This window comes from Archangium gephyra, assembly GCF_049060025.1.
In the GTDB taxonomy this organism is placed as follows: Bacteria; Myxococcota; Myxococcia; order Myxococcales; family Myxococcaceae; genus Archangium; species Archangium gephyra_A.
Genome location: NZ_JBMEQQ010000002.1, coordinates 958536 through 981936 on the forward strand (window position 1 = coordinate 958536; position 23401 = coordinate 981936).

17 protein-coding genes, 1 pseudogene and 1 riboswitch are annotated in these 23401 nt (G+C 69.7%); of the genes and pseudogenes, 8 read left to right on the forward strand and 10 right to left on the reverse strand.

What is annotated here, in order from left to right; all coding sequences use genetic code 11:
- Positions 1-28 precede the first annotated feature (28 nt).
- Entirely contained in the window at positions 29-1804 is a 1776-nt protein-coding gene (locus tag ACN28I_RS04360; protein ID WP_420940886.1) for a PAS domain-containing protein, read from the forward strand.
- Positions 1762-2538, forward strand: a complete 777-nt coding sequence (locus tag ACN28I_RS04365; RefSeq protein ID WP_420940887.1) for a sensor histidine kinase — start codon at positions 1762-1764, stop codon at positions 2536-2538. Before ACN28I_RS04360 ends, ACN28I_RS04365 begins: the two co-directional genes overlap by 43 nt.
- 9 nt (positions 2539-2547) lie before the next feature.
- Here ACN28I_RS04365 and ACN28I_RS04370 read toward each other — a convergent pair whose 3' ends face one another.
- From ACN28I_RS04370 to ACN28I_RS04380, 3 genes are all read right to left on the reverse strand, one after another.
- The gene (locus tag ACN28I_RS04370) at positions 2548-3168 is read right to left on the reverse strand and encodes a TIGR02265 family protein (RefSeq protein ID WP_420940888.1); all 621 of its coding nucleotides are present in this window, start codon (positions 3166-3168) and stop codon (positions 2548-2550) included.
- 105 nt (positions 3169-3273) lie between these two features.
- Positions 3274-4410, reverse strand: a complete 1137-nt coding sequence (locus tag ACN28I_RS04375) for a hypothetical protein (protein ID WP_420940889.1) — start codon at positions 4408-4410, stop codon at positions 3274-3276.
- A 424-nt stretch (positions 4411-4834) separates the two neighbouring features.
- Positions 4835-5929 (reverse strand): hypothetical protein, encoded by a 1095-nt coding sequence (locus tag ACN28I_RS04380; RefSeq protein WP_420940890.1) that lies wholly within the window; start codon positions 5927-5929, stop codon positions 4835-4837.
- Positions 5930-6500: 571 nt separating this feature from the next.
- On the opposite strand from ACN28I_RS04380, the pseudogene ACN28I_RS04385 reads away from it, so the two are divergent.
- From ACN28I_RS04385 to ACN28I_RS04395, 3 genes and pseudogenes are all read left to right on the forward strand, one after another.
- Positions 6501-7976: pseudogene (locus tag ACN28I_RS04385) on the forward strand (MSCRAMM family protein); the annotation flags it as partial.
- Positions 7977-8730: 754 nt separating this feature from the next.
- On the forward strand, positions 8731-9060 hold the full coding sequence (locus ACN28I_RS04390) for a hypothetical protein (protein WP_420940891.1): 330 nt from the start codon (positions 8731-8733) through the stop codon (positions 9058-9060).
- A gap of 85 nt (positions 9061-9145) precedes the next feature.
- A complete protein-coding gene (locus ACN28I_RS04395) occupies positions 9146-10450 on the forward strand; it encodes a CotH kinase family protein (RefSeq protein WP_420940892.1) in 1305 nt (434 codons plus the stop codon).
- On the opposite strand, the gene ACN28I_RS04400 is transcribed toward ACN28I_RS04395, so the two are convergent.
- The gene (locus ACN28I_RS04400) at positions 10414-10917 is read right to left on the reverse strand and encodes a hypothetical protein (protein WP_420940893.1); all 504 of its coding nucleotides are present in this window, start codon (positions 10915-10917) and stop codon (positions 10414-10416) included. The two genes, ACN28I_RS04395 and ACN28I_RS04400, sit on opposite strands and share 37 nt — an antisense overlap.
- Before the next feature lie 131 nt (positions 10918-11048).
- Positions 11049-14522 (reverse strand): protein kinase domain-containing protein, encoded by a 3474-nt coding sequence (locus ACN28I_RS04405; protein ID WP_420940894.1) that lies wholly within the window; start codon positions 14520-14522, stop codon positions 11049-11051.
- Between the two features lie 259 nt (positions 14523-14781).
- Here ACN28I_RS04405 and ACN28I_RS04410 point away from each other — a divergent pair, with 259 nt between their 5' ends.
- From ACN28I_RS04410 to ACN28I_RS04420, 3 genes are all read left to right on the forward strand, one after another.
- On the forward strand, positions 14782-15399 hold the full coding sequence (locus ACN28I_RS04410) for a peptidylprolyl isomerase (RefSeq protein WP_420940895.1): 618 nt from the start codon (positions 14782-14784) through the stop codon (positions 15397-15399).
- Between the two features lie 536 nt (positions 15400-15935).
- On the forward strand, positions 15936-17459 hold the full coding sequence (locus tag ACN28I_RS04415; RefSeq protein WP_420940896.1) for a glycosyltransferase: 1524 nt from the start codon (positions 15936-15938) through the stop codon (positions 17457-17459).
- A 4-nt stretch (positions 17460-17463) separates the two neighbouring features.
- Positions 17464-17610 (forward strand): hypothetical protein, encoded by a 147-nt coding sequence (locus tag ACN28I_RS04420; protein ID WP_420940897.1) that lies wholly within the window; start codon positions 17464-17466, stop codon positions 17608-17610.
- Between the two features lie 332 nt (positions 17611-17942).
- Here the strand turns inward: ACN28I_RS04420 and ACN28I_RS04425 are convergent, their stop codons facing one another.
- The 5 genes from ACN28I_RS04425 to ACN28I_RS04445 all read right to left on the reverse strand — a co-directional run bounded on the left by ACN28I_RS04425 (position 17943) and on the right by ACN28I_RS04445 (position 23394).
- Positions 17943-18323: a VOC family protein gene (locus ACN28I_RS04425; protein WP_420940898.1), complete on the reverse strand. Its 381-nt coding sequence runs from the start codon at positions 18321-18323 to the stop codon at positions 17943-17945.
- A gap of 77 nt (positions 18324-18400) precedes the next feature.
- Positions 18401-19819 (reverse strand): adenosylhomocysteinase, encoded by a 1419-nt coding sequence (gene ahcY, locus ACN28I_RS04430; RefSeq protein WP_420940899.1) that lies wholly within the window; start codon positions 19817-19819, stop codon positions 18401-18403.
- Positions 19820-19887: 68 nt separating this feature from the next.
- A riboswitch (S-adenosyl-L-homocysteine riboswitch) is annotated at positions 19888-19957 on the reverse strand.
- 306 nt (positions 19958-20263) lie between these two features.
- Positions 20264-20839 (reverse strand): hypothetical protein, encoded by a 576-nt coding sequence (locus ACN28I_RS04435; RefSeq protein WP_420940900.1) that lies wholly within the window; start codon positions 20837-20839, stop codon positions 20264-20266.
- A 4-nt stretch (positions 20840-20843) separates the two neighbouring features.
- A complete protein-coding gene (locus tag ACN28I_RS04440) occupies positions 20844-21338 on the reverse strand; it encodes a hypothetical protein (RefSeq protein ID WP_420940901.1) in 495 nt (164 codons plus the stop codon).
- A gap of 226 nt (positions 21339-21564) precedes the next feature.
- A complete protein-coding gene (locus ACN28I_RS04445; protein ID WP_420940902.1) occupies positions 21565-23394 on the reverse strand; it encodes a vWA domain-containing protein in 1830 nt (609 codons plus the stop codon).
- Between the last annotated feature and the right edge of the window lie 7 nt (positions 23395-23401).

Sequence of the window (23401 nt, forward strand, 5' to 3'; positions counted from 1 at the left end):
TTGGGTTAGAGAATACGGCCGCCCCCCCATGTCCGCTCCCGCTCCCTCTCACTCTCTTCGCGAGTTCGTCGACAAGCTGCTGCTGCTCGACCGCTCGCTCCAGCAGCCCGGTCCGGACCTGGATGATCATGGCTTCGTCGAGAAGCTGCTCATCACCGCGGACGCCGCGCCCGTGCTGCTGTCGTACGTGGACAGCGCCGGGCGCTACCGCTTCTGCAATCAGGCGTACGAGCGGTGGTTCGGAGAGCCGCGCGAGCTCATCCTCGGCCGGTCCCTCCAGGAGCTCGTCGGCGAGGCCGCGTACGAAATCGTCCGCGGGTATGCCGAGGCGGCGCTGTCGGGGCAGCAGGTGCGCTTCGAGCGCGTGGTCCCCTACCGCATGAGGGGCAGCCGCACGGTGCGCGCGGACTACGTGCCCCACGTGCTGCCGGATGGGCGGGTGGCGGGTTTCGTGGGAATGGTGGAGGACATCACCGAGCTGCGCCAGGGCGAGCAGGCCGCGCGGATGGCAGAGGCCCTGCGCGAGAGCGAGGATCGGTTGCGCCTGGCCCTGTCCTCCGCCGAGCTGGGCATCTGGGACTTCGATCCGCGCACGGGCCAGCGGAGCTGGGATGCGCGGTGCCATGAGCCTCTCGGCCTACCCCCCGGCGAGGGACGCGTCTCGCAGGAGTCCTTCCTCGTGCGCGTGTACCCGGAGGACCGGGCCGTCGTGGAGGCCGCGATGAGGGCGGCGTGTGAGCCGCGGGGAGACGGGCGCTATCGGGCCGAGTACCGCACGGTGGACTCCCAGGGCCGGGTGGTGCGGTGGATCTCCTCCCATGGACAGGCGTATTTCGACACGGAGCGGCGGCCGATCCGCTGTATCGGCACGGCGCGCGACATCACCCTGTCCCGGCGTGCCCACCTGCGCGTGGAGCGGCTGTATGCCGTGTCGTCGGCCCTCTCCCAGGCCCTGTTGCCCGAGGAGGTGGCGCAGGTGGTGGTGCGCGAGGGGGCCGCGGCGCTCGGGGCCCTCTCGGCCTCGCTCGTGCTGGTGAGCGGAGATGGCACCGCCTTCGAGCTGCGCGCGGCCCACGGCTTCCCCGAGGGCGTGCTGAACGAGGCCTGGCGGCGCTTTCCGCTCGACACGCCGGTGATGTACCGCGAGGCCGTCCGCACCGGCCGGCCCGTGCTGTACGGAAACCTGGAGGCCTTCCTCCGGGACTACCCGGAGCAGGCGGGCTCCCCGGCGCTCCTGGGGTGCGCGTTCGCGGCGCTGCCGCTGCAGGTGCACGGGCGCATCCTCGGCGCGTTCGGCTTCAGCTTCGAGCACGCGCGGGCGTTCACCTCCGAGGATCTCCAGTTCATGGAGTCGCTCGGGCAGCAGTGTGCCGTGGCCATCGAGCGCGCGCACCTCTATGAGGCCGAGCGCCAGGCCCGCGCCGAGGCCGAGCAGCTCAGGGACCGGCTCGCCGCCGAGCGCACCCTGTTGGAGACCGTGCTGCAGCAGTTGCCCGTGAGCGTCGTCATCGCCGAGCCCGGGGGCCGGCTCGTCCGGGGCAATGCGGCGTTCGAGGCCATCTGGGGCCAGCGGTTCGTGCCCTCGGCGGGCATCCCGGAGTACGCGGTCTACACGGGCTTCCACCCGGACGGGCGGCCCTATGCCCCCGAGGAGTGGCCCCTGGCGCGCTCGCTGCTCCATGGGGAGACCGTGGTGCGCGAGCCGGTGACGCTCATCCATCCGGACGGCTCCCGCCATCAGGTCGATCTCGCTCCACCCTGGTGCGTGATGCCGCGGGGCGCACGGTGGCCGGCGTGGCGGTGAGCACCGATGTCACCCAGCACCACGAGCTGCAGGAGGCGCTGCGCCGCGAGGGCGACGTGCGCGAGAAGCTGCTCGGCATCGTCAGCCATGATCTGCGCAACCCCCTGCAGGCGATCTCCACCGTCAGCCACCTGCTGCTGAGCTCCTCCGAGCCCCTCTCGCCCCCGCAGCGCAAGTGGGTGACGCGCATCCGCACGAGCGTGCGGCGGATGGATCGCCTCATCCGGGATCTGCTCGACTTCGTGAGGATCCGCCAGGGAGAGACGCTCCCCGTCGAGCGTCAGCCGGTGAGCCTGGAGGAGGTGGGCCGCACCGCCGTGGACGAGCTGCAGGCGGCCCATCCCCACCGCCAGCTCCTGCTGGAGGCGCGCGGGGGGACATGCGGGGAGTGGGACCCCGAGCGGTTGATGCAGCTCGTGGGCAACCTGCTGTCCAACGCCCTGACGCATGGCGCGGAGGCGGCGCCCATCCTGGTGCGCGTGGACGGCGAGGGGGAGCAGGTGGTGCTCGAGGTGAGCAACCAGGGCAACCCCATCCCCCCGGAGCTGCTGCCCCGCATCTTCGAGCCCTTCACGCGGGCCAGCGAGGGGGGCAACGCCCTCAAGGGCGTGGGGCTGGGCCTGTTCATCGTGCACGAGATCGTCGCCGTGCACGGCGGCCGTATCGACGTGAGCTCCTCGGCTGCCACGGGCACGACCTTCCGGGTGCGGCTCCCCCGGACCTCCAAGGCCTGAGGCCCGCCCTCAACCCCAGGAGAACGTCACCTCGTTGTCCAGCGGTCCGATCTGCCGTCCGGATACCCGCCCGTCGTGGATGCCCAGCGTGCGGAACAGGCCCATCAGCCCGCCCTCGTGGTTCAGGTAGAGGAGGAAGTCCCGCTTCGTGGTGAGCACGCCGCTCCTCGGCCCCGTCCAGTGCACCGTCGCCTCGCCGAAGCTCGACGCCGCCCGGTAGGCCACCGGGATGTTGTTGAGGAGCTGCTTCGGTCCCTCCTTGGCCAGCAGCATGAAGGCCTTGCCCACCACGGAGCCCAGGAAGCCGGGAGCAATCCCCGACGCCATGCGCCGGACCGCGTTGTCGAAGCCGCCCTGCTTCTCGCTCAGCAGCCACGCCGCGGTGTACTGCAACCGGAGGTACTCGCTGACGGGATAGGTGAAGAAGCTCTTGTAGCTCTTGTCACTGAGCGACTCGAGGCACCGCGCCACCGCGTCCTCTCCCAGGTCCGCGCGGAGTACGTCCAGCGTGGTGTGGAAGGACATCCCGCGCACGGTGTCCACGGGGGTGGCCAGGGCCAGCCTCCGCTGCAACTCCAGCTCCGTTCCAAGACCGGATTCAGCGCTCGTGGCGGTCTGTCCGTCGATCATCCGAAGCTGTCTCCCGTCTCCTGTCTGAGTGGAAGAGTGTAGCCCGTCTGGAAAGACCAATGAACAGGCCCCCGGCCCAAGAGCTTTGTCTTGGATGGTTGGGGCTCAAGCGAGCACGGCGTCGCGGACCTCCTCGAGGTCTCCGAAGACGTAGCGCCGGCGCCGTCCGTCATGGCCCAGCCACCGCTGCAGCAGCACGAGGTAGGCCTTGGCCTCGGGAGGCTGGCCGGGCTGGAGGACGAGCTTGAGGTGGTTGAGGCGGCGCAGGAAGACGGGGAGGGCCTTGGGACCGAGCGAGGCGGAGAGCGCTCGCAGGTTGCCAGGGAGGGCCTCGGGGCGGGAGCGCAGGTGGGTGTGCCCCAGCCAGTCCACGAGGGCGTCCCGTTTGGCGGGCAGGCACAGGCCCCGCGCCACGAGCACGTCCAGCAGGGAGGCCCAGCGCTCGGAGTCTGCCTCGTGCAGGCTGTCCGCGAGGTGGCACTCCAGGCCCAGCTTGGGCAGCACGGCGGCGCCCACGTCGAGGCTCAACGCCAGACGCTCCACGCGGCCGGCCACCGGGGCGAGCAGGGCCTCCACTTCGGAGGTGTCTCCCGGCCAGCCGATGCGGGCGAGGTAGCCGGGCAGGGTGCCGGGCCCCAGGCCCTGGAGACACAGCCGCACGCCGTCGAAGCGGCGGGAGAACATGGCCCCCACGGCGGAGACGTAGCCTCCGGAGGGCAGGGCCGCCAGACACGCCACCACCTGCTGCCGGACGGCGGGCACCAGGGGCTCGCCCCAGAGCAGCGCGAGGGACTCCTCCAGCGCTTCCAGGCGGCGCCAGGCCCGCCGCTCGTACTCGATGAAGAAGGAGGGGATGGGCACCGGGGGCGGCGTCCCCTCGACGTCGAACTCCAGGAAGACGTCGCCGATCTCCTCGCGCAACAACGTCTCCGGGGTGTCCCAGCGCGCGCCGAAGCGGCGCAGGCGCTCCCAGACGGGATGGGTGAAGAGCAAGGCGGGCAGGGGGGCGCCGGCGTCCGCCCGGCCCGCGAGCACGGCGCGGCTGCCATCCGCGGCGAGGAAGCGGACGCCGAAGTCGGCCTGGGCCTCCTGACGGCCCAACCGGCACTCGAAGCCGGAGGCGGAGACGGGCGGCAGCAGCCGGGCGATCCGCTCGATGTCCGCCAGGGCCGTGGGAGAGATGAGGCGGGGCGAGAGGTGGGGCTCGGCGAGTCTCAGGTACTCATTCAGCGCGGCGGCCATGGAATCCTCTCATGTCGAAGACAGACAACGGACGGGCGCTCCGGAGGCACCCGTCCGTGTGTTCCGCGGGATTGGCTCTCCTGGGGTGGACTACTCCCAGGCCTGCGTGTTGCTCAACTCCTGCGCGCCGCCGGAGATGAGATCATCCAGCGCCTCGTCGTTGAGCTCGGTGAGGTTGGCAGTCTGCTCGGCGATGTTCTCGTTCATCATGGCATTGCCCTCCCTTGGATGTGGAACCCCAATCCAGACTCATCGTCCAGCCCGGGGGCTTCCGGCGGCGGGTCATCCCCGCCGCCGTCAGCGATTGGAAAGATAGGGAATGGCATGTCTGAAGTCAAATCAATCGGCGGGATGTTTGGGTGTATTTGATTGAGCATGAAAGTTCCATGGGCGTGCGAACGGGGAAGACGGGGGAGGCGCGATGTCAGGGATTGCCGCGCCAGCCGGAGCGGGAGGCGGCGAGAAAGTCCACCAGGGCTGACACCACGGTGGCGGTGGTGAAGAGGCGGTTGCGGTCCGTCAGCACGGGCAGGAGGAGGCACCCCTCGGGATCCTCCCAGGGCGCGTGATGCTCGGGGCGGGGCATCCGCATGATGGGGACGGAGGCCCAACCTCCGTCGGGTTGCTGGGCCCGCAGCAGCCAGTGCAGTCCGGCGTCGAGCGCGGCGCCGTGGCGGGGGCGTCCTCCGTCGAGCAGCAGCGTCGAGAGGGCGAGCGCGGTGTGGAAGGCGGCGGCCTCGCTGCCCGTGCCATTGCCCCACCCACCACCGGGTTGCCGCGCACCCAGCAGCCAGCGGGCGGCGCGCGCCACCGGCTCGGGGTCTCCTCCCAGGAGGGACAGCAACCGCGCCGCGTGCGCCGTGGTGTAGGTGCGGCCGTGCCACCAATAGGCTTCCCAGAAGCCCTCGGAGGACTGGCTGTCGCGCAGCAGGCGGGCGCAGGCCTCGACGACGGGGCGGTGGCGCGGGTCTCCCGAGGCGTGCAAGGCCTCTCCCGCCAGCGCGGTGACGCACAGGTGGACGTCGCACCAGCTACTGCCCGGGTAGCTGGCCCAGCCATTCAATGAGGGCCGCTCGGCGGGGCGGTAGGTGCGGAAGCCGCTCCCGGGCTCGTCCCAGTAGCGCAGCAGTTGCGTGCACGCTTCCCCGAGCGCCGCCTCCCACCCGGGCACGTCCCGCCAATGGGAGAGGAATCGCACCACGTTGGCGGTGGAGTCCGCGTCCGCGGGTGTCGCCAGGCTGAAACCCCACCCACCCCCGGGGTGGCAATGACTCATCAGCCAGTCCCGGGACGGTGCCAGCCAGGCCGGGTCCGCCCCCGCCTGGGCGAGCGTCTGGCCGGCATATGCCGTCACCCATTGGGAGCTGATGACGTCCCGGTCTCCCACCACGAAACGGAAGCGGAAATCCAGCCAGCGCCCATCCGCCGTCCGCGCGCCCTCCAGGAAGCGCACGGCCCGTGCGAGGGCCTCGGTGACGGCGTTCTCCAGCGCGTCCTCGTGTCTCGGGATTGCCTGCATCGGTCCTCCCCGTGTTTGGGTTTCCCTCTTGAATAGCGCTCTTCTTCCGAGAGTGCCCTGGCTTGTTTGGGATTGCGCCAGGGGGCGATGATTCCTGTCAGCGCGAGAGAGGCTTCAGGGGGAGGGGGGAGTTCCCGGGTAACTCGGGTCCTCTGTTCCAGGCCACCCGTGACGATTAAGCTGACCGGGCGTCACGGGGACGCCTCCAGCGTGAGGGATGTGCATGCGGCGTGGGTGGGTCATCGGAGCGGCGGCGGGACTGCTGGCCCTGCTGCTGTGGCTCGTCTGGCGGCCCGGAGCCGCGCCGGAGTCCACCCGGGGGCCCACGGACCCGTCGCTGAAACCCCGGGTGGCGGCCTCGGCCTCCGCGAGCCTGTGGTCCAACGCGACCCCGCCCGAGGCGCGGGGCACCCTGTCCATCCAGGGCCGCGTGATGGGTCCTCGGGGCCCTGTGCCCGGGGTGCTCGTCGTCGCCCTCGCGCCCGAGTCCCGTGAGTGGCCTTCCCTGACACCTCCCCCGACGGGCCGGCGGCAGGGGTACGCGTCGTCCTGCGAGCAGCTCACGGCCGCGATGCCGCTCCTGGAGCTGGCGGCGGAGCTCCGGGGTCAGCGGACGCCCAAGGCCCGTGCGACCACGGATGCCCAGGGGAACTTCCGCCTCGAGGGCCTGGAAGCGGGTGCCTTCGTGCTCTGGGCCGAGCGCGGGGGAGACGCCGCCCTGCGAGGGGAGGTGGCCGCCGGCAGCGAGGGCGTCGAGGTCCGGCTGGGCCCCGGCAGGACGTTCTCCGGCGTGGTGTACGACGAGCAGGGCAGGCCGGTCGCGGGAGCGCTCGTCACGACCCTCCAGCGGGACGCGGGACTTTTCGTCGAGACGTCCGCGGACGAAGAGGGCCGGTTCCTGCTCGGTCCGCTGCCCTGGGGACGCTACGACGTCCTCGTCTCGAAGGCGGGCCTGGTGCCAGCACGGCTGATGCCGGACACCTTGGAGCGGGGTCCGGTGCAGGTGATGCTTCCCACGCCCCGGCGACTCTCCGGACAGGTGGTGGACGAGCGGGGCCCGGTTCCGGGTGTCACCGTCGAGGCCGAAGGAGGAACGCGCGTGCCCCCCTCGGTCACGGATGCGCGCGGACGCTTCGGCCTGGAGGGGCTGTGTCCGGGGCGGTACGTGCTGACGGCCAGCCACGCGGAGCGCTTCGCCCGGCAGCAGGTGTCCCTGGCGACGGGGCTGGACAGGGAGTCGGCCGTGCTGGTCCTGGGGGCCAGCGTGCGGTTGAGCGGGCGGGTCACGGGCTCCTCGGGCCAGCCCCTCGAGGACGCCCTGGTGATCGTCTTCGCGGACGCTCCTCCGTGGAGGGAGGAGACCCGGACGGACGCGCGGGGCGGGTTCCTGTTCGAACGGCTCGTCACGGGAAAGTACACGGTGATGGTCCTGGCGGCGCACCACGAGCGGTTGGAGGTGCCGCCGCGGCTGCTCCTGAAGCCGGAGGAGCTGCGGCTCACCTTGAAGCCCGTGGAGGCCCGCCCCGTGGCCGCGGAGGGGGTGGCCTCCCTCGAGGTCGAATGGGTGGACGCCGCGGGGCGCCCCGTGCTCCAGGCGCCCGTTCGGCTCGAGGGTCCCTCCGGAAGCACGGTCACCACGGGCTTGGATGGCAGGGCCGTCTTCCAGGGTCTGGCGCCCGGCCGCTACGTCGTGGAGCCCCGGCCTCCGGAGGGATGGATCCGCTACGCCCCGCTGAGTGTGGACCTGCGGGGGAGGGAGACCCGGAAGGTCCGTCTCCAACCCGAGGAGGGCTGGAGCCTCTCGGGTGAGGTCGTGGATGCCGAGGGGAATCCCCTCGAGGGCGTGCCGGTCGTGGCCAGGCGGGTGGCCGGGCCCGGAGCGGTGCCGGAGGACGCCGCCTCGGGGCGCCTGCGGAGCGGCACCGTCCAGGCGGTCTCCGGGCCGGAGGGCGGCTTCACGCTGACGAACCTGCCGCAGGGCCCCTGTACCCTGCGGGTCATTTTTCGCGGGTATGGGATTGAGGCCGGCGGGCCGGTGGAGGTCTCTCCCGGGAGCGGGAACGTCCGGCTCGTGCTCCGGGCCCAGCCCCGCGTCCGGGGGCGCGTGGTGCGCGAGGACGGCGCGCCCATCACCTCGTTCCGGATCAACCACGAGCCGGTGAGTCACCCCGAGGGCCGGTTCTCCCTGCCGGTGGGGAACGGCAGGATGTGGGTATTCGACGCTCCCGGGTTCTCCCAGCGCCGCCGGAGGGTGCCAGCGCCGGACGATGAGGATGTGGAGCTGGGCGACGTGGTGCTGGTGGAGGACCGGACGGTGCGCGGGCGGGTGCTCGAGGCCGGAACGTCGGCGCCCATCGCCGGAGCCTGGGTCCAGGTGAGCCCCAGCAAAGGGCACCCGCCCGGCAGCGGAGCGGAGCAGTCCGCGTACACGCTGCCGGACGGGAGCTTCACGGTGGAAGGGGTGAAGGCGGGAGAGGGAGTCCTTCGCGTGGTCCACCCGGACTGGCCACCCGTGCGGACGGTGCTCGCGGAGGCTCAGCGGGAGGTGACGGTGATGCTCGAGCCCGGCGCTACGTTGGAGGGGCGGATTGAGTTGGCGGGTACTCCGGTGCGGTCGGGCGTCGTGCGGCTCCGCTCGGAACAGGGAGAGGTTCTCACCAGCCTGGGCTTCTGGGAGGGGCGGTACTCCCTGCGCGCTGTCCCCGCGGGCCGCTACCTGGTCCACGTGGTGGCGTACTCCGAGGAAGGCCCGGCGCCGCTGTTCCCGGTGCGGCAGGTGGAGCTTCTCCCGGGGGGGCAGGGTGACGCTGGATTTCACCGAGCAGATCGAGGGCGCGCTCCTGGAGATCTTCGTGCCGGAGCGGAACATCGAGGTCCATCTGATCCCGGGAAACCTGCCGCTGATGGGCCCGAAGGACGGGCTGTACTCGAAGCTCCAGAGTGGCTTCATGGGGAAGCCGGTGCGCGAGGGCGTCCGGCGATTTCCCCGGCTGCCCGCTGGGAGCTACACGCTGTTCGCCATGCGGCGGGACGAGGATGTCACCGAGGTCCACCGGGAAGAGCTGGAGCTGCCCGACGGGGGCGACGTCGCCTTCACGCTCCTGCCGCAGTGGAGCCTGTACGACGATTAGCCCGTTCGTGCCGTGACACTGCCCTGGAGGGTGGCATGTCCCGTGCCGTCCGCGTCCCCAAGGTGCGCTCCCGTAGGAGGACAGCATGGCGAGGGACGCGCGGGGTGCCGCGGGCTTGTGGTGGCTCGCGGCGATCGGGGGTCTGCTGTCGTGCGCTTCCACGAGCGGATGGGCGGGAGCGCTGCCCGCGGAGTGTCAGGCCCCCGGGTCCCACGAGGCCGGTTCCGTCGCGGTGGAGACACGGGCCGAGGAGGACGGGTTGCCCGTGTTCAACCTGTTCGTCTCCGAGTCGCTTCCGGACGAGGAGCGCGACTACCAGGCCCGGCTCGTCTACCGGGGGCGTTGCCTGCCCGTGCAGCTCCGTTTCCGCGGCGATACCTCCCGCCACTTCCCCAAGCGCAGCTACACCCTCGACTTCTCCCGGGACGCCCCCTTCGACGAGCCCCTTCTCGCCGAGGGGTTCACCGGCCGGCGCAAGGTGGTGCTCGTCAGCCCCTTCAATGACAACTCCTATCTGCGGCACCGGCTCGCCTTCACGCTGTGGAACCGCATGGCGCCGGACCACATCCAGGTGAAGACCTTCAGCGCCATCGTCTACGTGAACGGGCGGTACATGGGGCTGTACGCGGTGGTGGATCACCTCAACGCGCACCTGCTCGCGGCCCAGGGGTTGGACAGGGATGGAGACCTGTTCAAGGCGGACGGCGATGACGCGAACTTCTCTCGGCTCACGTACGAGACGCATGAGCCCAAGCGCTACCTGCACCAGGGCTTCGAGAAGAAGGCGGGCATCCCCGAGTCGGGTCCCGGTGCCCATGACAGCATCGCCGCGTTCACCGCCTTCGTGGCCGACTCGGGCCCGGAGCGCTTCCGGGTGGAGCGCGACGCGTGGATGGAGGCTCGCGAGTACGAGGACTGGTGGATCTTCGCCACGCTCGTGACCGCCAACGACTCGGTGGCGAAGAACGCGTACCACTACCGGGCCCGGGGAGGGCGCTGGCGTCCCATTCCGTGGGATCTCGATGCCAGCTTCGGCCAGAACTGGGACACGCGGCGCAACGAGCCGGAGGACCGCACCACCTATGCCAGCAGGAACCGGCTCTTCGCCCGGATGCTGGAGGACCCTGCCATCGCCGGGCCGCTGCGCGAGCGCTACCGGGTTTTGCTCCAGGGGGAGCTGCGCGCCGAGGTGGTGCTCGGGCTGATCGATCAGTACGCGCGCGAGATCGCTCCCGCCGCCCGCCGTGACGAGGTGCACTGGAGGCAGCAGTACCTGGACTTCTTCCGGTGGCGGACCCGCACGGACTTCACCACCTTCGACGAGGAGGTGGAGTACCTCCGGCGGTGGGTGCGTCAGCGGTGGAGCGCGCTGGAATCGCAGCGGCCCTGATAGGCGCACTCCAGGAGCTCCCTCATCAACGCGCTGGCCTCCCGGTGGTCGGGGGAATCGAGGTGCTCGCCGAACCGGGTGCGCGCCCGCTGCAGCACCTGCCGGGCCAGATCGAGCCGCCCCATGTCCCGCAGCAGGCGGCACAGGCTCGACGTCGCGCGCAGCTCGAAGAGCCCCGCGTCCTGCTTGTGCGCCGTCTCGATGGCGTGGATGAAGCGGGACCTCGCCTTGCGCTCCCTTCCCGTGGCGCGCAGCAGCTCGCCCTCCACGCGGTACAGCTCGGCCTCGTAGGTGCGCTCTCCCGTGGCGTGCTGCTCCGCCCGCGCTTCGTGCACCGCGGCCAGCCCCTCCTCGAACTGCCCCAGCTTCAGGTGGAGCTCCGCGAGCAGACCCAGACCGTTGGGCACCCCCAGACGGATGCCCCGCTCCTTCCAGCTCGCGAGCTTCCCGCTCGATGAGCGCCACACCCACCCGGGGCTGCCCGAGCCAGGCGCGGGCCCATCCCTCGAGGATGGGGGCCCACGAGCCCCAGATCCAGAAGCTGCGTTCGTTGGCGAGGGCCTGGAGCTGCTGCGCCCACTTCAAGGTGGGCTCCGGCTCATGGCGGATCTGGCTGCCCATGGCCAGGAACGTCAACACATAGGCCAGGGTCTGCGCATGGCCGATGTGGTGGGCCATCTCCAGGGCTCCGCGGCTGTACCTCCAGGCCTCCTCGGGCTGGCCGAGCACCGAGTGGATGAAGGCCGCATAGGCCAGGGCCGTCGTCCATGGATCCGCCCCGTGCCGCGCGGCGATCCGCCGGTGCTGCTCGAGCCTCGAAGCGGGTGCAGGCCATGGCGCTTTCCAGGGCGTCCAGGGACTCGCGCATCCGCCCCCAGGCGGCGAAGCCGATGGCCCTCATCCGGTGGCCGAGGATGAGCAACACCCGATCGTGATGGCGCTCGCCCAGCTCCACGAGCAACCCGGCCAGCTCGTGACCCTGACGGAACTCGCCTCGCGCGAGGGAATAGGTGAAGGGGCCCCAGGGGGACAGGTCGAGCTCCGTCAGGGCGTCTCCCACGCGGAACAGCAGCTTGCGTGCCCGGGCATACGTCCGCTCCACCTCGGGCGAGCGGTAGCCCCGCAGGTGCGTCAGGGGAGGGCCCAGGGCCAGCAGGATGCGCAGCTCCTCGTGGACGAGCCGCTCGGCATGAGGCAGGCCCCGCAGCAGCTCCAGGGCCCGCGTGTAATGGCTCACCGCTTCCTGGAGGGACGAGCGCTGGCTGGCCAGCAGCCCGGCCCGGACCTGGTAGGGGAGGGCCCACTCCGGCTCTCCCGCCTCCGCGTGGTGGTAGGCGAGCACCTCGGGCCGTGCCTCCACCACCTCGGGGAACCGCTCCTCCAGCACCCGGGCGATCTTCCGGTGGTGCTGCCGCCGCGCGCTTCGCGTCAGCGAGTGGGCGGCCACCTCCTGGGTGAGGGCGTACCGGAAGGAGTACGTGGGCTTGGTGCCCTCCTCGCGGAGGAACCCCGCTTCCACCAGGCCGGCGAGCTCGCGCCGCAAGGCCGCCTCGTCGCGGTCCGAGAGCGCCGAGAGCAACTCCCGCGTGACGTCCCACCCCACCACCGCGCAGAGCTGCAGCAGGGACTTCTGACGCGAGGGGAGCATGTCGAGCCTCGCCAGCAACAGCTCGTGCAGGGTGACGGGGATGGACGCCGCCGCGCCTCCCTCCAGCACCATGCGCGTCATCTCCCGGATGAAGAGGGGAATGCCGTCCGTCCTCTTCACCAGGGCCTGCACCGTGTCCTCGGGCAGCGTCCTGCCCCGGGCCGTCTCCCTCACCAGCGCCGCGGCCTGCTCCGGGGGGAGCCGGTCCAGGGAGAGGTGGTGGAGCCAGGGCCGCCGCGGCCAGCCCAGACGCAGCTCGGGGCGCGTGCTGAAGACGACGAGCACCCGCGCCCGTTCGATGCGCTCCAGCAGGAAGCAGAAGAACTCCAGCACGGACGCATCGGCCTGGTGCAGATCCGCCACGAAGACGAGCACCGGCCGCTGGCGCGCCATGCGCGACGTCAGCTCCACCACCGCCTCGAAGGCCTTCTCCCTGCGCCGCTGGGGGGTGAGCTGGCGCACCGGGACGTGCGGAGCGGTGGGCAGGCCGAGGAACTGGCCGATGAGCTGCACGTGCTCCTCGCCAGTGCCCAGGGCACCCAGCCGCTTCTCCCACGCCCGCGGCTCCTCTCCAGGGGGGAGCTGGAGCAGCGCCTCGATGAGCCCGTGGAGGGGCGGGTGGGCGGTGGTGCCGGAGCGGGACCCGCATGGGAAGCGCACGCGGGTGGCCGATTCCGCGGGAATGCGCTCGCCCAGCTCCCGGATGAGGCGCGATTTGCCGAGGCCCGCCTCGCCGCTGACGAGGACGAAGGCACCCTGTCCCCGCTCGGTCTGCTCCCAGAGGGCGAGGAGCCACGCCAGCTCCGCGCTCCGGCCCACCAGCGGCGTGAGGCCACCGCCGGCGGCGCGCATCCGCTCGAAGCGGGCATCCTCCTCGTGCTCGCGCGACACGCGGTGGAGGCCCACGCTCTGGCTCCCCGACAGTCCCTCGAAGGTGCGGGGCCCGAGCGCCGTGGTCTCGAACGTCTCGCGGACGCTCTTCCACGTCGCCTCGCCCAGGAGGACCTCGCCCGGCCGGGCCTGCCGAGCGAGCCAGGCCGCCACTTTCGGAGCCTGTCCCCGGATGACGAGCCCACCGCGCTGCCCGGGGGCTTGCTCGTCCAGCGCCACCATGTCCGTGTGGATGCCCACCTTCACGGCCATGCCGGGGAGCGCCGCGCCCGCGCTCCGGACCAACTCCAGCCCCGCGCGCACCGCCCGCTCCGAGTCGTCCTCCCGCACCTGGGACCACCCGAAGCACGCGAGCACTTCGTCTCCCAGGGACAAGGGGATGGAGCCCCCGTGCTTGTGAATCGTCTTCGCGCACGTCTCGTGGAAGGCGGCCTCCAGCTCGCCCGGATCCTCGGCGGCGGGCGGCCCTCCCACTCCGTCGGGCCGGGTGAGCACGCAGGACACCAGCGTCACCTGCCGGCGCTGCAGGGCGGTGGCGGGTGGCGCCTCGTGTCCGGTCTCGAGGAGCCGGCCTTGCAGCTCGCGCAACTCCTCGCGCAGCTCCCGAGCCGAGGGGAAGCGCCGGGACGGATCCTTGGCCAGCGCCGTGGCCACCAGGAGCTCCACCTCGCGGGGGAGGTCCGGCCGGCTCGCGCGCACGGCGGGCGAGGGCTCCGCGGACGTCACCCGCTCGCGCAGGGCCGCCAGCGTGGAGGCCGGGAAGGGCAGCGCCCCCGTGAGCATCTCGAAGAGCACCACCCCGGCCGCCCAGATGTCGGTGCGCGTGTCCTGCGGCTCGCCCCGCCATTGCTCGGGAGCCATGTACGCCGGAGTCCCCGCGGTGGGCAGGTGCGGCGCCGCGGGGCCGCTCGCGGCGACCCGATGACACAGGCCGAAGTCGAGCAGCTTCACCGTGCCCTGGCGGGTGATGAAGATGTTGCTGGGTTTGAGATCGCGGTGGATGAGGTGGCGCTCGTGCGCGTGGGTGAGCCCCTTGGCCACCGCGCCCAGGATGTCCAGTGCCTGCTTCAGGCCGGGCCGGTGCCGCCGCAACAGCGCCGCGAGCGACTCGCCCTCCAGGTACTCCATCACCAGGAAGGGAACCCGGGCGCCGCCGGGAGTGCCGCACCATTCGGACACGTCGAAGATGCGGACGATGTTCTCATGATCCAACCGGGCCACCGCGCGGGCCTCGCGCAGGGCCGCCTCGGAGAGCCCCGAGCGAGGGGCGAGGAACTTGAGGGCCACCTCCCGGTGCAGCACCTCGTCCCGGGCGCGGAACACCTGTCCCATGGCGCCGCGGCCCACCTGCCCGAGCACCTCGTAGCGTCGGCCCTCGGGTCCTCCGAATCGCTCCCCGGGTTCTGGCAACCGCGGTGGGAGCTCGACATGGAGCACCCGCCGCAGCACCGGGTCCTCGAATTCGGAGGCCTCGGAGTCCAACACGTCTTGCCTGGGCAGGCCCTCGCTCTCCTGATTGGCGTCCCTGCTCATCCGCTCCTCCCGCCCACTCCATGGCTCTCTCTGTCAGCATGCGCCTCCTGGATCTCCAGGGTGCTGGCCTGTGGCCAGACGCTCGCCGGGCCTGATCGGCGGACAGCCACCACCTCCTCCTCCGGGGGAGACAGAAGAGGAGAGGGAGACCTGTGACGGGGGGGCGTTCACGCTCACGCCTTCCTGTCCGGCTGCGCGGTGGGCAGGATGGATGACGAATGGACCGTTGTGACCCACGTCCGGTGCCCTGGAGCTGCCCATGAACCTGTTCCCCTCCGCCTGCCTCGCCGTGTTGCTCGCCCTCGCGCCCACCGCCCATGCCGCGCCACCGAAGAAGGCCGCCAGACCGGAGCCGGCGAAGCTGGTGCGGGTGGTGTTCCAGACGGAGAAGGGCGAGATCGAAATGGAGCTCGACGAGGCCCGAGCGCCCCAGACGGTGCGCAACTTCCTCGTCTACGTGGACGGCGGCTTCTTCGACGGCGGGGTGTTCCACCGCACCGTGAAGCCCGACAATCAGCCAAACAACAAGGTGAAGATCGAGGTCATCCAGGGCGGCGTCAATCCCGCCCGCGAGTCCGAGCAGCGCCCGCCGATCACCCTCGAGCGCACGAGCGTGACAGGAATCAAGCACCAGGACGGCACGCTCTCGATGGCGCGTGACACGCCCGACACCGCCGTGTCGGACTTCTTCATCTGCATCGGCGACCAGCCCGAGCTGGATTTCGGGGGCAAGCGCAACCCGGATGGCCAGGGCTTCGGTGCGTTCGGCCGGGTGGTGAAGGGCATGGACGTGGTCCGCGCCATCCAGCAGGCGCCCGCGGAGGGGCAGAAGCTCACCCCGCCGGTGAAGATCCAGCGCGCCGCGCGCAAGCGCTGAGGACCGCGGCCGGGCGCACGGGGAGACTCGCCCTCGGCCCTCCAACCCTCCGTCCCGGTACCGAAGGCCTCGTAAGTCTTACCGGCTCCGGGGCCGGTGCTGTCCGTGGTCTCGCCATAACCCCTTGAAGTGACACGCATCTGGCCCGGGGAGACTGCTGGCACGCGGGATGCTCTAGCTCCTGCACGAGAAGTCAGCGGGGCAGGGCGGGTCGGGGCAGGACGGGCGGGTTGGTCGGGGTTGGATGGGCGGGTCGGTCGGGGTTGGGTGGGCGGGTCGGGGCAGGACGGGCGGGTCGGTCGGGGTTGGGCGGGGCTGAGACAGTACGGGCAGGACGGGGGTAGGGGAGTCTTCGGGGGCAGTTGGGGGACGGGAAAAGTACTTCGGGGAGGGGCTGCCATGGGGGGCGGCTCCTCCCCGATTCTTTTGGCGCGAATGCTAGAAGCATCCGTCCACGCTCCACCCTGTCGCAGCGCTGGGGAACGAGACATCGGCCTTCTGGTTGGCCGGGGAGCTGAAGACCTCGCGGAGGTCCCATGGCGTCAGTTGGTTCCGTCATCCTCACGGTGCTCGCGGGAGGAGTGGCCACCCTCGCGGTGGTGCTCGTGTCGCTCACCGCCTTCCTCTATCTCCTCTACCGCGACGACCTGCGTTCCCGCCGGAGCGCGAGCGGCCCCTGGGCGGAGCAGGAGGTGGTGCGGCCCCCAAGTGGAAAGCTCCGCTTCGCCCTCTTCTATTGGGGGAGCCGGGGAGACTTCCAACCCCTGGCCGTGCTCGCGCAACAACTCAAGCGCGAGGGCCACTCGGTGCTCATCAACGTCCGCGAGCGCTACCGCGAGGCGGGCCTCAGCCTGGGCCTGGAGGAGAGCGAGCTCTTCGCGCAGGAAGAGGACCACACGGAGGACGTCGTCACCGTCCAGCTCCAGGGCAAATCGGGGCCGCGGGGCATCTATTACCTCTTCCGCCATGTCGCCGAGCACACCCCGGCCTACCTGCGACAGTTCGATGAGATGGTGACGCGCGCGAAGGCCGACGTCCTCATCGTCAATGAGTTCGCCCTCAACGTGGGAATCCTGGCGGCGGACAAGCACCGGCTCCCCCTGTTCGTCTTGCGCTACACCCCGCTCTTCACCGCGACGACCGAGCGGCTCTGCCCCATGGTGGGCACGGGTGACAAGGGAGGCTTCCTCAACTGGCTGTCCTATACGCTCCCTTCCTTCATGCGCATCTTCCTGGAGGGGCCCGTGCTGCGCCGGCTGCGGCGCGTGCATGGCCTGAGTGCGCGTCCGGCGCTGAGCTACTTCTTCGGCCGCGGGTTCTGGCAGTACCCCGCGATCCAGGCCTACTCGAGCACGCTCATGCCCGTGCCGCACAAGGACCTCCCTCCCTGGTATTTCAACCCCGGGCCGCTGCTGCCGCCCAGTCAGGAAGAGACGGAGGCCGTGCCCGAGGCGCTCAGCGACTTCCTGCGCCGGAGCGGAGAGCAGCCCATCATCTACATCGGGTTCGGCAGCTTCTCGCTGCTGCAGTTCCTTCCTCTCGCCCAGGCCCGGCAGGCCGCCCACGCCATGCTGGGTGCCGTCCAGGAGCTGGGCATCCGCGCCATCCTGCTCGAGCACACGTTCGACTTCATGCTCGAGGACCCCATCCTCCAGAATCCCCAGTGGTACATGGGGAAGCGCTTTCCCCATAGCTGGCTCTTCCCGCGGGTGTCCGTCATCGTCCACCAGGGAGGCGCGGGCCACTGCGCCGCCTCGGCGCGCTCGGGCAGGCCCACCATCGCCATTCCCATCTTCGAGGAGCAGGAGGTCAACGCCCAGGCGCTCGTGTCCGCGGGCGTCGCCGTGAGGCTGCGCATCCAGGAGCTGACCCGGGAGTCCTTCAAGAGGGCCTTCCAGGAAGTCTTGCGGCTGGAGGGACAGGCCCGCGGGGTCGGAGCGCGGCTGGATGAGCAGGTGCGGCACAGTGGCGAGACGGCGGTGAAGGAACTCCTGGGATGGTTGGGAAGCTCCCGGGCCGAGCCCCAGCGAGGCGGCGTGGGTGCTCGCGGCTCGGGATGAAGTCATGAGGGCGCAGCGGCTCCGGGAGTGGCTCGCCGAGCGCCTCCAGCAGGCTGATTTCGGCGCTGCGCGCGAGCGCCATGAGCGGCAGGTCGTTGGGCGCCTCCCCGAAGGGATCCTCCAGCTCGTCACGGCGCCGGAGGCCTCGTAAGTCTTACCGGCTCCGGGGCGGGTGCTGCTCGAGGCTTGGAGATAAAGCCTTGAAATGACACGCACCTGTCCCTGGGGACCTGCTGGCACGCGGGATGCTCTACGTCCCGCACGAGAAGTTGGCGGGGCAGGGCGGTTGGGTTGGACGGGGCAGGACGGGCGGGTGGTTGGGGTTGGGCGGGGTGGTCGAGGGCGGCGGGTCGGTCGGGGTTGGGCGGGGCTGAGACAGTACAGGGGGCAGGGAAGTCTTCGGGGGCAGTGGGGGAAGGGAAGCACGTCGGGGAGGGGCTGCTGGGGGGCGGCTCCTCCCCGATTCTTTTCTGGGGCGAGCCGTCACCAGCCTCCGTAGGGAACGGTGATGGCCTCCATGTAATGACCCGAGGGATCCTGGAAGTAGACCCCGCGGCCCCCGTCGTGGGTGTTGATCTCACCGCGGTGCTGGCCGCGCGGGTCCGCCCAGTGCTCGATGCCGCGCTCGCGGATCTTGGCGATCAGCGAGTCGAACACGTCGTCCGACACGAGGAATGCGTAGTGCTGGCCGGTGATGTCGGTGGTGGTGTCGATGAAGTCGAGCGTCGCCCCATCCGACAGCTTGACCGCCATGAAGTGCCCGAGGGGTTGCGGCTCGGGGAGCCCGAGGAGCTCGGCGAGGAATTGCGCGGAACGCACCTTGTCTTTCGCGGCGACGATCGTGTGATTGAAACGGACGGTCATGGGCGACCCCCAAGAAAAAGCCCCGGCTCGCCTGATGGCGGCCGGGGCCCTTGCTACCTCATCTGGAGAGCGGGTCTCTAGTAGCGGTAGTGGTCGCCCTTGAAGGGACCCTGCTTGGAGACGCCGATGTACTTCGCCTGAGCATCGGTGAGCTCGGACAGCATCGCGCCCAGCTTGGTGAGCTGGAGGCGGGCCACCTTCTCATCCAGGTGCCGCGGCAGGGTGTACACGCCCGGCTTGTACTTGCCCGGGTTGGTGAAGATCTCCACCTGCGCCAGCACCTGGTTGGCGAAGGAGGAGCTCATCACGTAGCTGGGGTGGCCGGTGCCGCAGCCCAGGTTCACCAGACGCCCCTCGGCCAGCAAGATGATGCGCTTGTTGTCCGGGAAGATGATGTGGTCCACCTGCGGCTTGATGTTCTCCCACTTGTACTGCTTGAGGCCCGCCACATCGATCTCGTTGTCGAAGTGGCCGATGTTGCACACGATCGCGTTGTTCTTCATCCGCTTCATGTGATCGTGGGTGATGACCTGGTAGTTGCCCGTGGCGGTCACGAAGATGTCGGCCTTGTCCGCCGCGTACTCCATGGTGACGACCCGGTAACCCTCCATCGCCGCCTGCAGCGCGCAGATGGGATCGATCTCGGTCACCCACACCTGGGCCTGCAGGCCGCGCAGCGCCTGCGCCGAGCCCTTGCCCACATCCCCGTAGCCGCACACCACGGCCACCTTGCCGGCGATCATCACGTCGGTGGCGCGCTTGATGGCGTCCACCAGGGACTCGCGGCAGCCGTAGACGTTGTCGAACTTGGACTTGGTCACCGAGTCGTTGACGTTGATGGCGGGGAACGCGAGCTTCCCATCCTTGGCCATCTGGTACAGGCGGTGGACGCCCGTGGTGGTCTCCTCGGTGACGCCCTGGATGTTCTTGAGGATCTTCGAGTACCAGCCGGGCCTGGCCGCGAGCTGCTTCTTGATGGAGGCGAAGAGGATGGTCTCCTCCTCGCTGCCAGGGTTGTCGAGCACCGAGAGATCCTTCTCGGCGCGGGTGCCCAGGTGGATGAGCAGCGTGGCGTCGCCGCCGTCATCGAGGATCATGTTGGGCGTGCCACCGTCGGCCCAATCGAAGATGCGGTGGGTGTACTCCCAGTACTCCTCGAGCGACTCGCCCTTGTGGGCGAACACGGGGGTGCCGCCGGCGGCGATGGCGGCCGCGGCGTGGTCCTGGGTGGAGAAGATGTTGCAGGAGGCCCAGCGGACCTCGGCGCCGATCGCCTCCAGGGTCTGGATGAGCACCGCGGTCTGGATCGTCATGTGGAGCGAGCCAGCGATGCGAGCGCCCTTGAGGGGCTGGGTCTTGGCGAACTCGTCGCGGATGGCCATGAGACCGGGCATCTCGGTCTCGGCGATCGCGATCTCCTTGCGGCCCCAGTCGGCCAGCTTGATGTCGGCGACGCGGTAGTCGGTGAACTTGGTCAGATCGATTGCAGCCCGCATGCAGTGCTCCTCGGCAGGGGCTGGATGTGGCAGACGGAACCTGCTCGCCTCCCGGGCATCCAGCCACGAGTCAGCGAGCGCCGTTGCAAGAACCTGAGCCTGGCGGGGAGGACCCCCGTTGCAGCGCTCCTCAGGTGGGGCGGACCCTACATCAAGAGGGCCGTGTGTCGCCACAGAAGTGAACCCCCCGAGGGGCCCGGCGAGGGGGAGGACGCGGGGACGGGGACCAGTGGGCGCCCGCGTGCCAGGCAGGCATGAAAACTTCCTCCCGGCGGGCTTCTTTATCACCGGGAGTGCATCCGGCCGGAACGTGGGGCTCGGGCGCGGCGTCCTTCGTCACCGGCGCCGCGCTCGCGGTGGACGGCGCAGTAGCACCCGTGGGTGGCACCGGGGTCAGCGGGCGTGCGCCGGCTGGGACTTGTGGCGCAGCCCCTGACCCTGGAATCAGGGCACGTTGGCTGGCTCGTTCGTGAAAAGGGCATGGAACAGCGTGGTCTCTGGCGGCTCCACCCATTTCACGAAGAGCGGGACAGGAGTTTCCGCGATCTCTCGCGGAAGCTTGCTGATCCCGAAGGTTTCCTCGATCTTCCTGGCAATGAGGTCGGCCGGAAGCTGCATCTCTGAAGGGAACGGCTCGAAGACCACCCTGGGATTGAGCCCCGTTCTGTTGCCCACGCGGCCATACTTCACACCGTAAACGATGTAGATGGGCGCCAGGATGCTGACACAACCAACGACGATCCAGTTGTGAGGCGGCATCGGGCGGCCCTTGGCGGGGTAGGCGACACAACGAAAGCAGGCGTCAGGTGTCGCGGTGCCGTCCCCGATGGTGAAGTCAGGAAGCTCTTGCCGGAGGTCACGCAAGAACGCATGCCATCGATCAAGCCTTTCAAGCGCCTGCTCCCACCGTTCTTCAAGTCTAAATGCCTCAGGGCTCTTTTCCTGCCGGAGGTAATAATCCTTGTCTGGGCGCCAGTAGTCTTGCGCAATGGCGAGTAGCTGCTCGAGCGAGAAGGGCATGGGCTCAAGGAGCGGATTCGCCAAATTGAACCGGAATGGTCTTTCGATGGCACTCCGTATTCACGCGCGAACCACCAATGGATGCGCTCAGCAGGGGCTTGAGCGTTGTTTTGAGGGTTTGACACAACATGCCAAGAGGGGATTCTGGTGTGGCGGAACCGAAGACGCTTCGGGCCGCCTCGTGGATTCGCTCCACCGTGATTCGCTGCGCAAGTGGGAGCGAAATGGGGCCTTTGTCATTTTGCATGGGTACCTCAACGCCAAATTTGCAGAGAAACGCCTCTCCCGTGTTCTTTCTCTGAATGTTGATGTGTATGCAGGTCGCACGCCAGCCGCTTGGCTCCTCCTCGGTGTGCTCAACAGTCGTGACGTAGTGGATTTGTCTTGGCTCGATCTTCCCCGTGACGATGGTTCGGGTTCTTGTGCTGCGGGGAGAACATCCCGACAGAATCGAGAGCAACACGGCGAATGTGCAAAGCCACGTGATGTGTCCAGGCATATTCGTTTCTCGATTGCCGGCTGCGGAGGCGTGGATTCTTCTCGAATGGACCTCCTGAGGATCCGCTGACCGCCGTACACAGTCGAGCCTCTTCGCGCAGTGTCTCCAGTGCCTGGCCGCGGTTCGCTCGCTGGAAAACGAAAAGGCCCCAGGTTCCTGGGAACCCGGGGCCCGTTGATTTGGCTGCGGCGCGAATCAGCTGCGGCCGCTTCCTGACGCTCCTGGCTCAGCGGCCGTCGCGGGCCATGGAGCTACCCAGCAGGCCGCGCGCCCGCACCACCAGCTTCGTGAACTCCTCGCGGTCCGTCTGGCCGTCGATGGCGCCCTCGGCGAGCTTCTGCACCGTGGCCAGGTTCCACCCCTGGGCGCTCGGGCTGCCGCGCAGCACGTCCGCCGTGGCCGCCACCGCCAGCGCGAAGCGGAAGTCCGCCGAGGCCCCATCCAGCGTCGCCCGCAGCATCTTCTGCTCGAAGGGGAAGGCCTGCTCGGCCGCCTCCGTACCGTTGGGCGCCTTGGCGCGGATGCGCACCGTGCCCAGCGGCGCCTTCTCGCCCGTCAGCTCCACCTCGTACACCGCCGTCACGCTGTGGCCCGCGCCGATCTCCCCCGCGTCCACCTTGTCGTCGCGGAAGTCCTTGTCCGCGATGTCCCGGTTCTCGTAGCCCACCAGCCGGTAGCGGCTCACCACCTTCGGATCGAACTCCACCTGGATCTTCACGTCCTTCGCGATGACCTCCAGCGTCCCGGTGAGCTGCGTCTCGAAGACCTTCTTCGCCTCCTTGTAGCTGTCGATGTAGAAGCAGTTGCCGTTGCCCTTGTTGGCCAGCTTCTCCATCAGGTCGTCCCGGTAGTTGCCCATGCCGAAGCCGATGGTGGACAGGGTGACGCCCTCCTTCACGTAACCCTGGATGCTGTTGAGCATGGCGTCCGCGGAGACGTTGGGGCCGATGTTGGCGTCACCGTCCGTGAGCACCACCACGCGCGACACCGCGTTGCCCGACGCCTTCTTCACCGCGTGCTTGTACGCCATCTGCATGCCCGAGCCCATGGCCGTGCCGCCGCCGGACTCCAGCGTGTCGATGGCCTTGTAGATGCTCTCCAGGTTGGTGGCGGGGGTGGGCGAGAGCACATCCCGCGTGCTGCCCGCGTAGGTGACGATGGCCACCGTGTCGTTCTCGTTGAGGTTCTTCACCGCCAGCTTCATCGCCTCCTTGGCCAGCGGCAGCTTGTCCTGCTGGCTCATGGAGCCACTGGTGTCCACCAGGAAGACCAGGTGCGCGGGCTTGCGCTGCGAGCGCGAGACGACCTTGCCCTGCACACCCACGCGCACGAACTGGCGGTTCGCGTTGAAGGGCGAGGGCGCTCCCTCGAGGTGCACCGTGAAGGCGCCCTGCTCGGGCGGCGTGTAGCGGTACTTGAAGTAGTTGACGAACTCCTCGACCCGGACGGCCGCGTGCGGAGGCAGGGCACCCTGGTTGAGGTAGCGGCGAGACACCGCGTACGACGCCGTGTCCACGTCCACCGCGAAGGTGGAGAACCGGTCCTTGGCCGTCTCGGTGAAGGCGTTGGCGGCGTGGTGGGCGAAGCTGTTGCCCTGCGACTGGGGCTCCGGCTGCTGCATGGGCATGCCCCCCGCGGGCGGCATCGACCTCGACGGAGGAGGAGGCGGCGGCGAGGCGGGAGCCACGGCCACCCCGGCCATCGGTTCGGCGCGCTTCATGACGGCCATCGCCTCGCGGCGGCTCTCCACGGGGGCCATGGCACCGGCGGGCTTGGCGGGCACCTGCTTCGGGCTCGGCATGGCCACGTCGGCCTTCGCGTCGGAGGCCTCGGCCTTCTCGTACACGGCATCATCTACCGGAGCGGCCTCGGTCTCGGCCTGCGCGAGCCCGGCCTCTGGGGCGGGCGCTTCGGCCTTCGAGCGCTCGCGCGGCTGGGACTGCCACTCGATGGAAGAAGCCCTGCTGCCGGGCGAGGTGCTGCACGCGGGAACGAGGCTCAGGGCGAGGGCGGCGCTCCCCCAGCGGGTCAGACGGTTCAGCTTGGTCGAGGACATGTGCGCT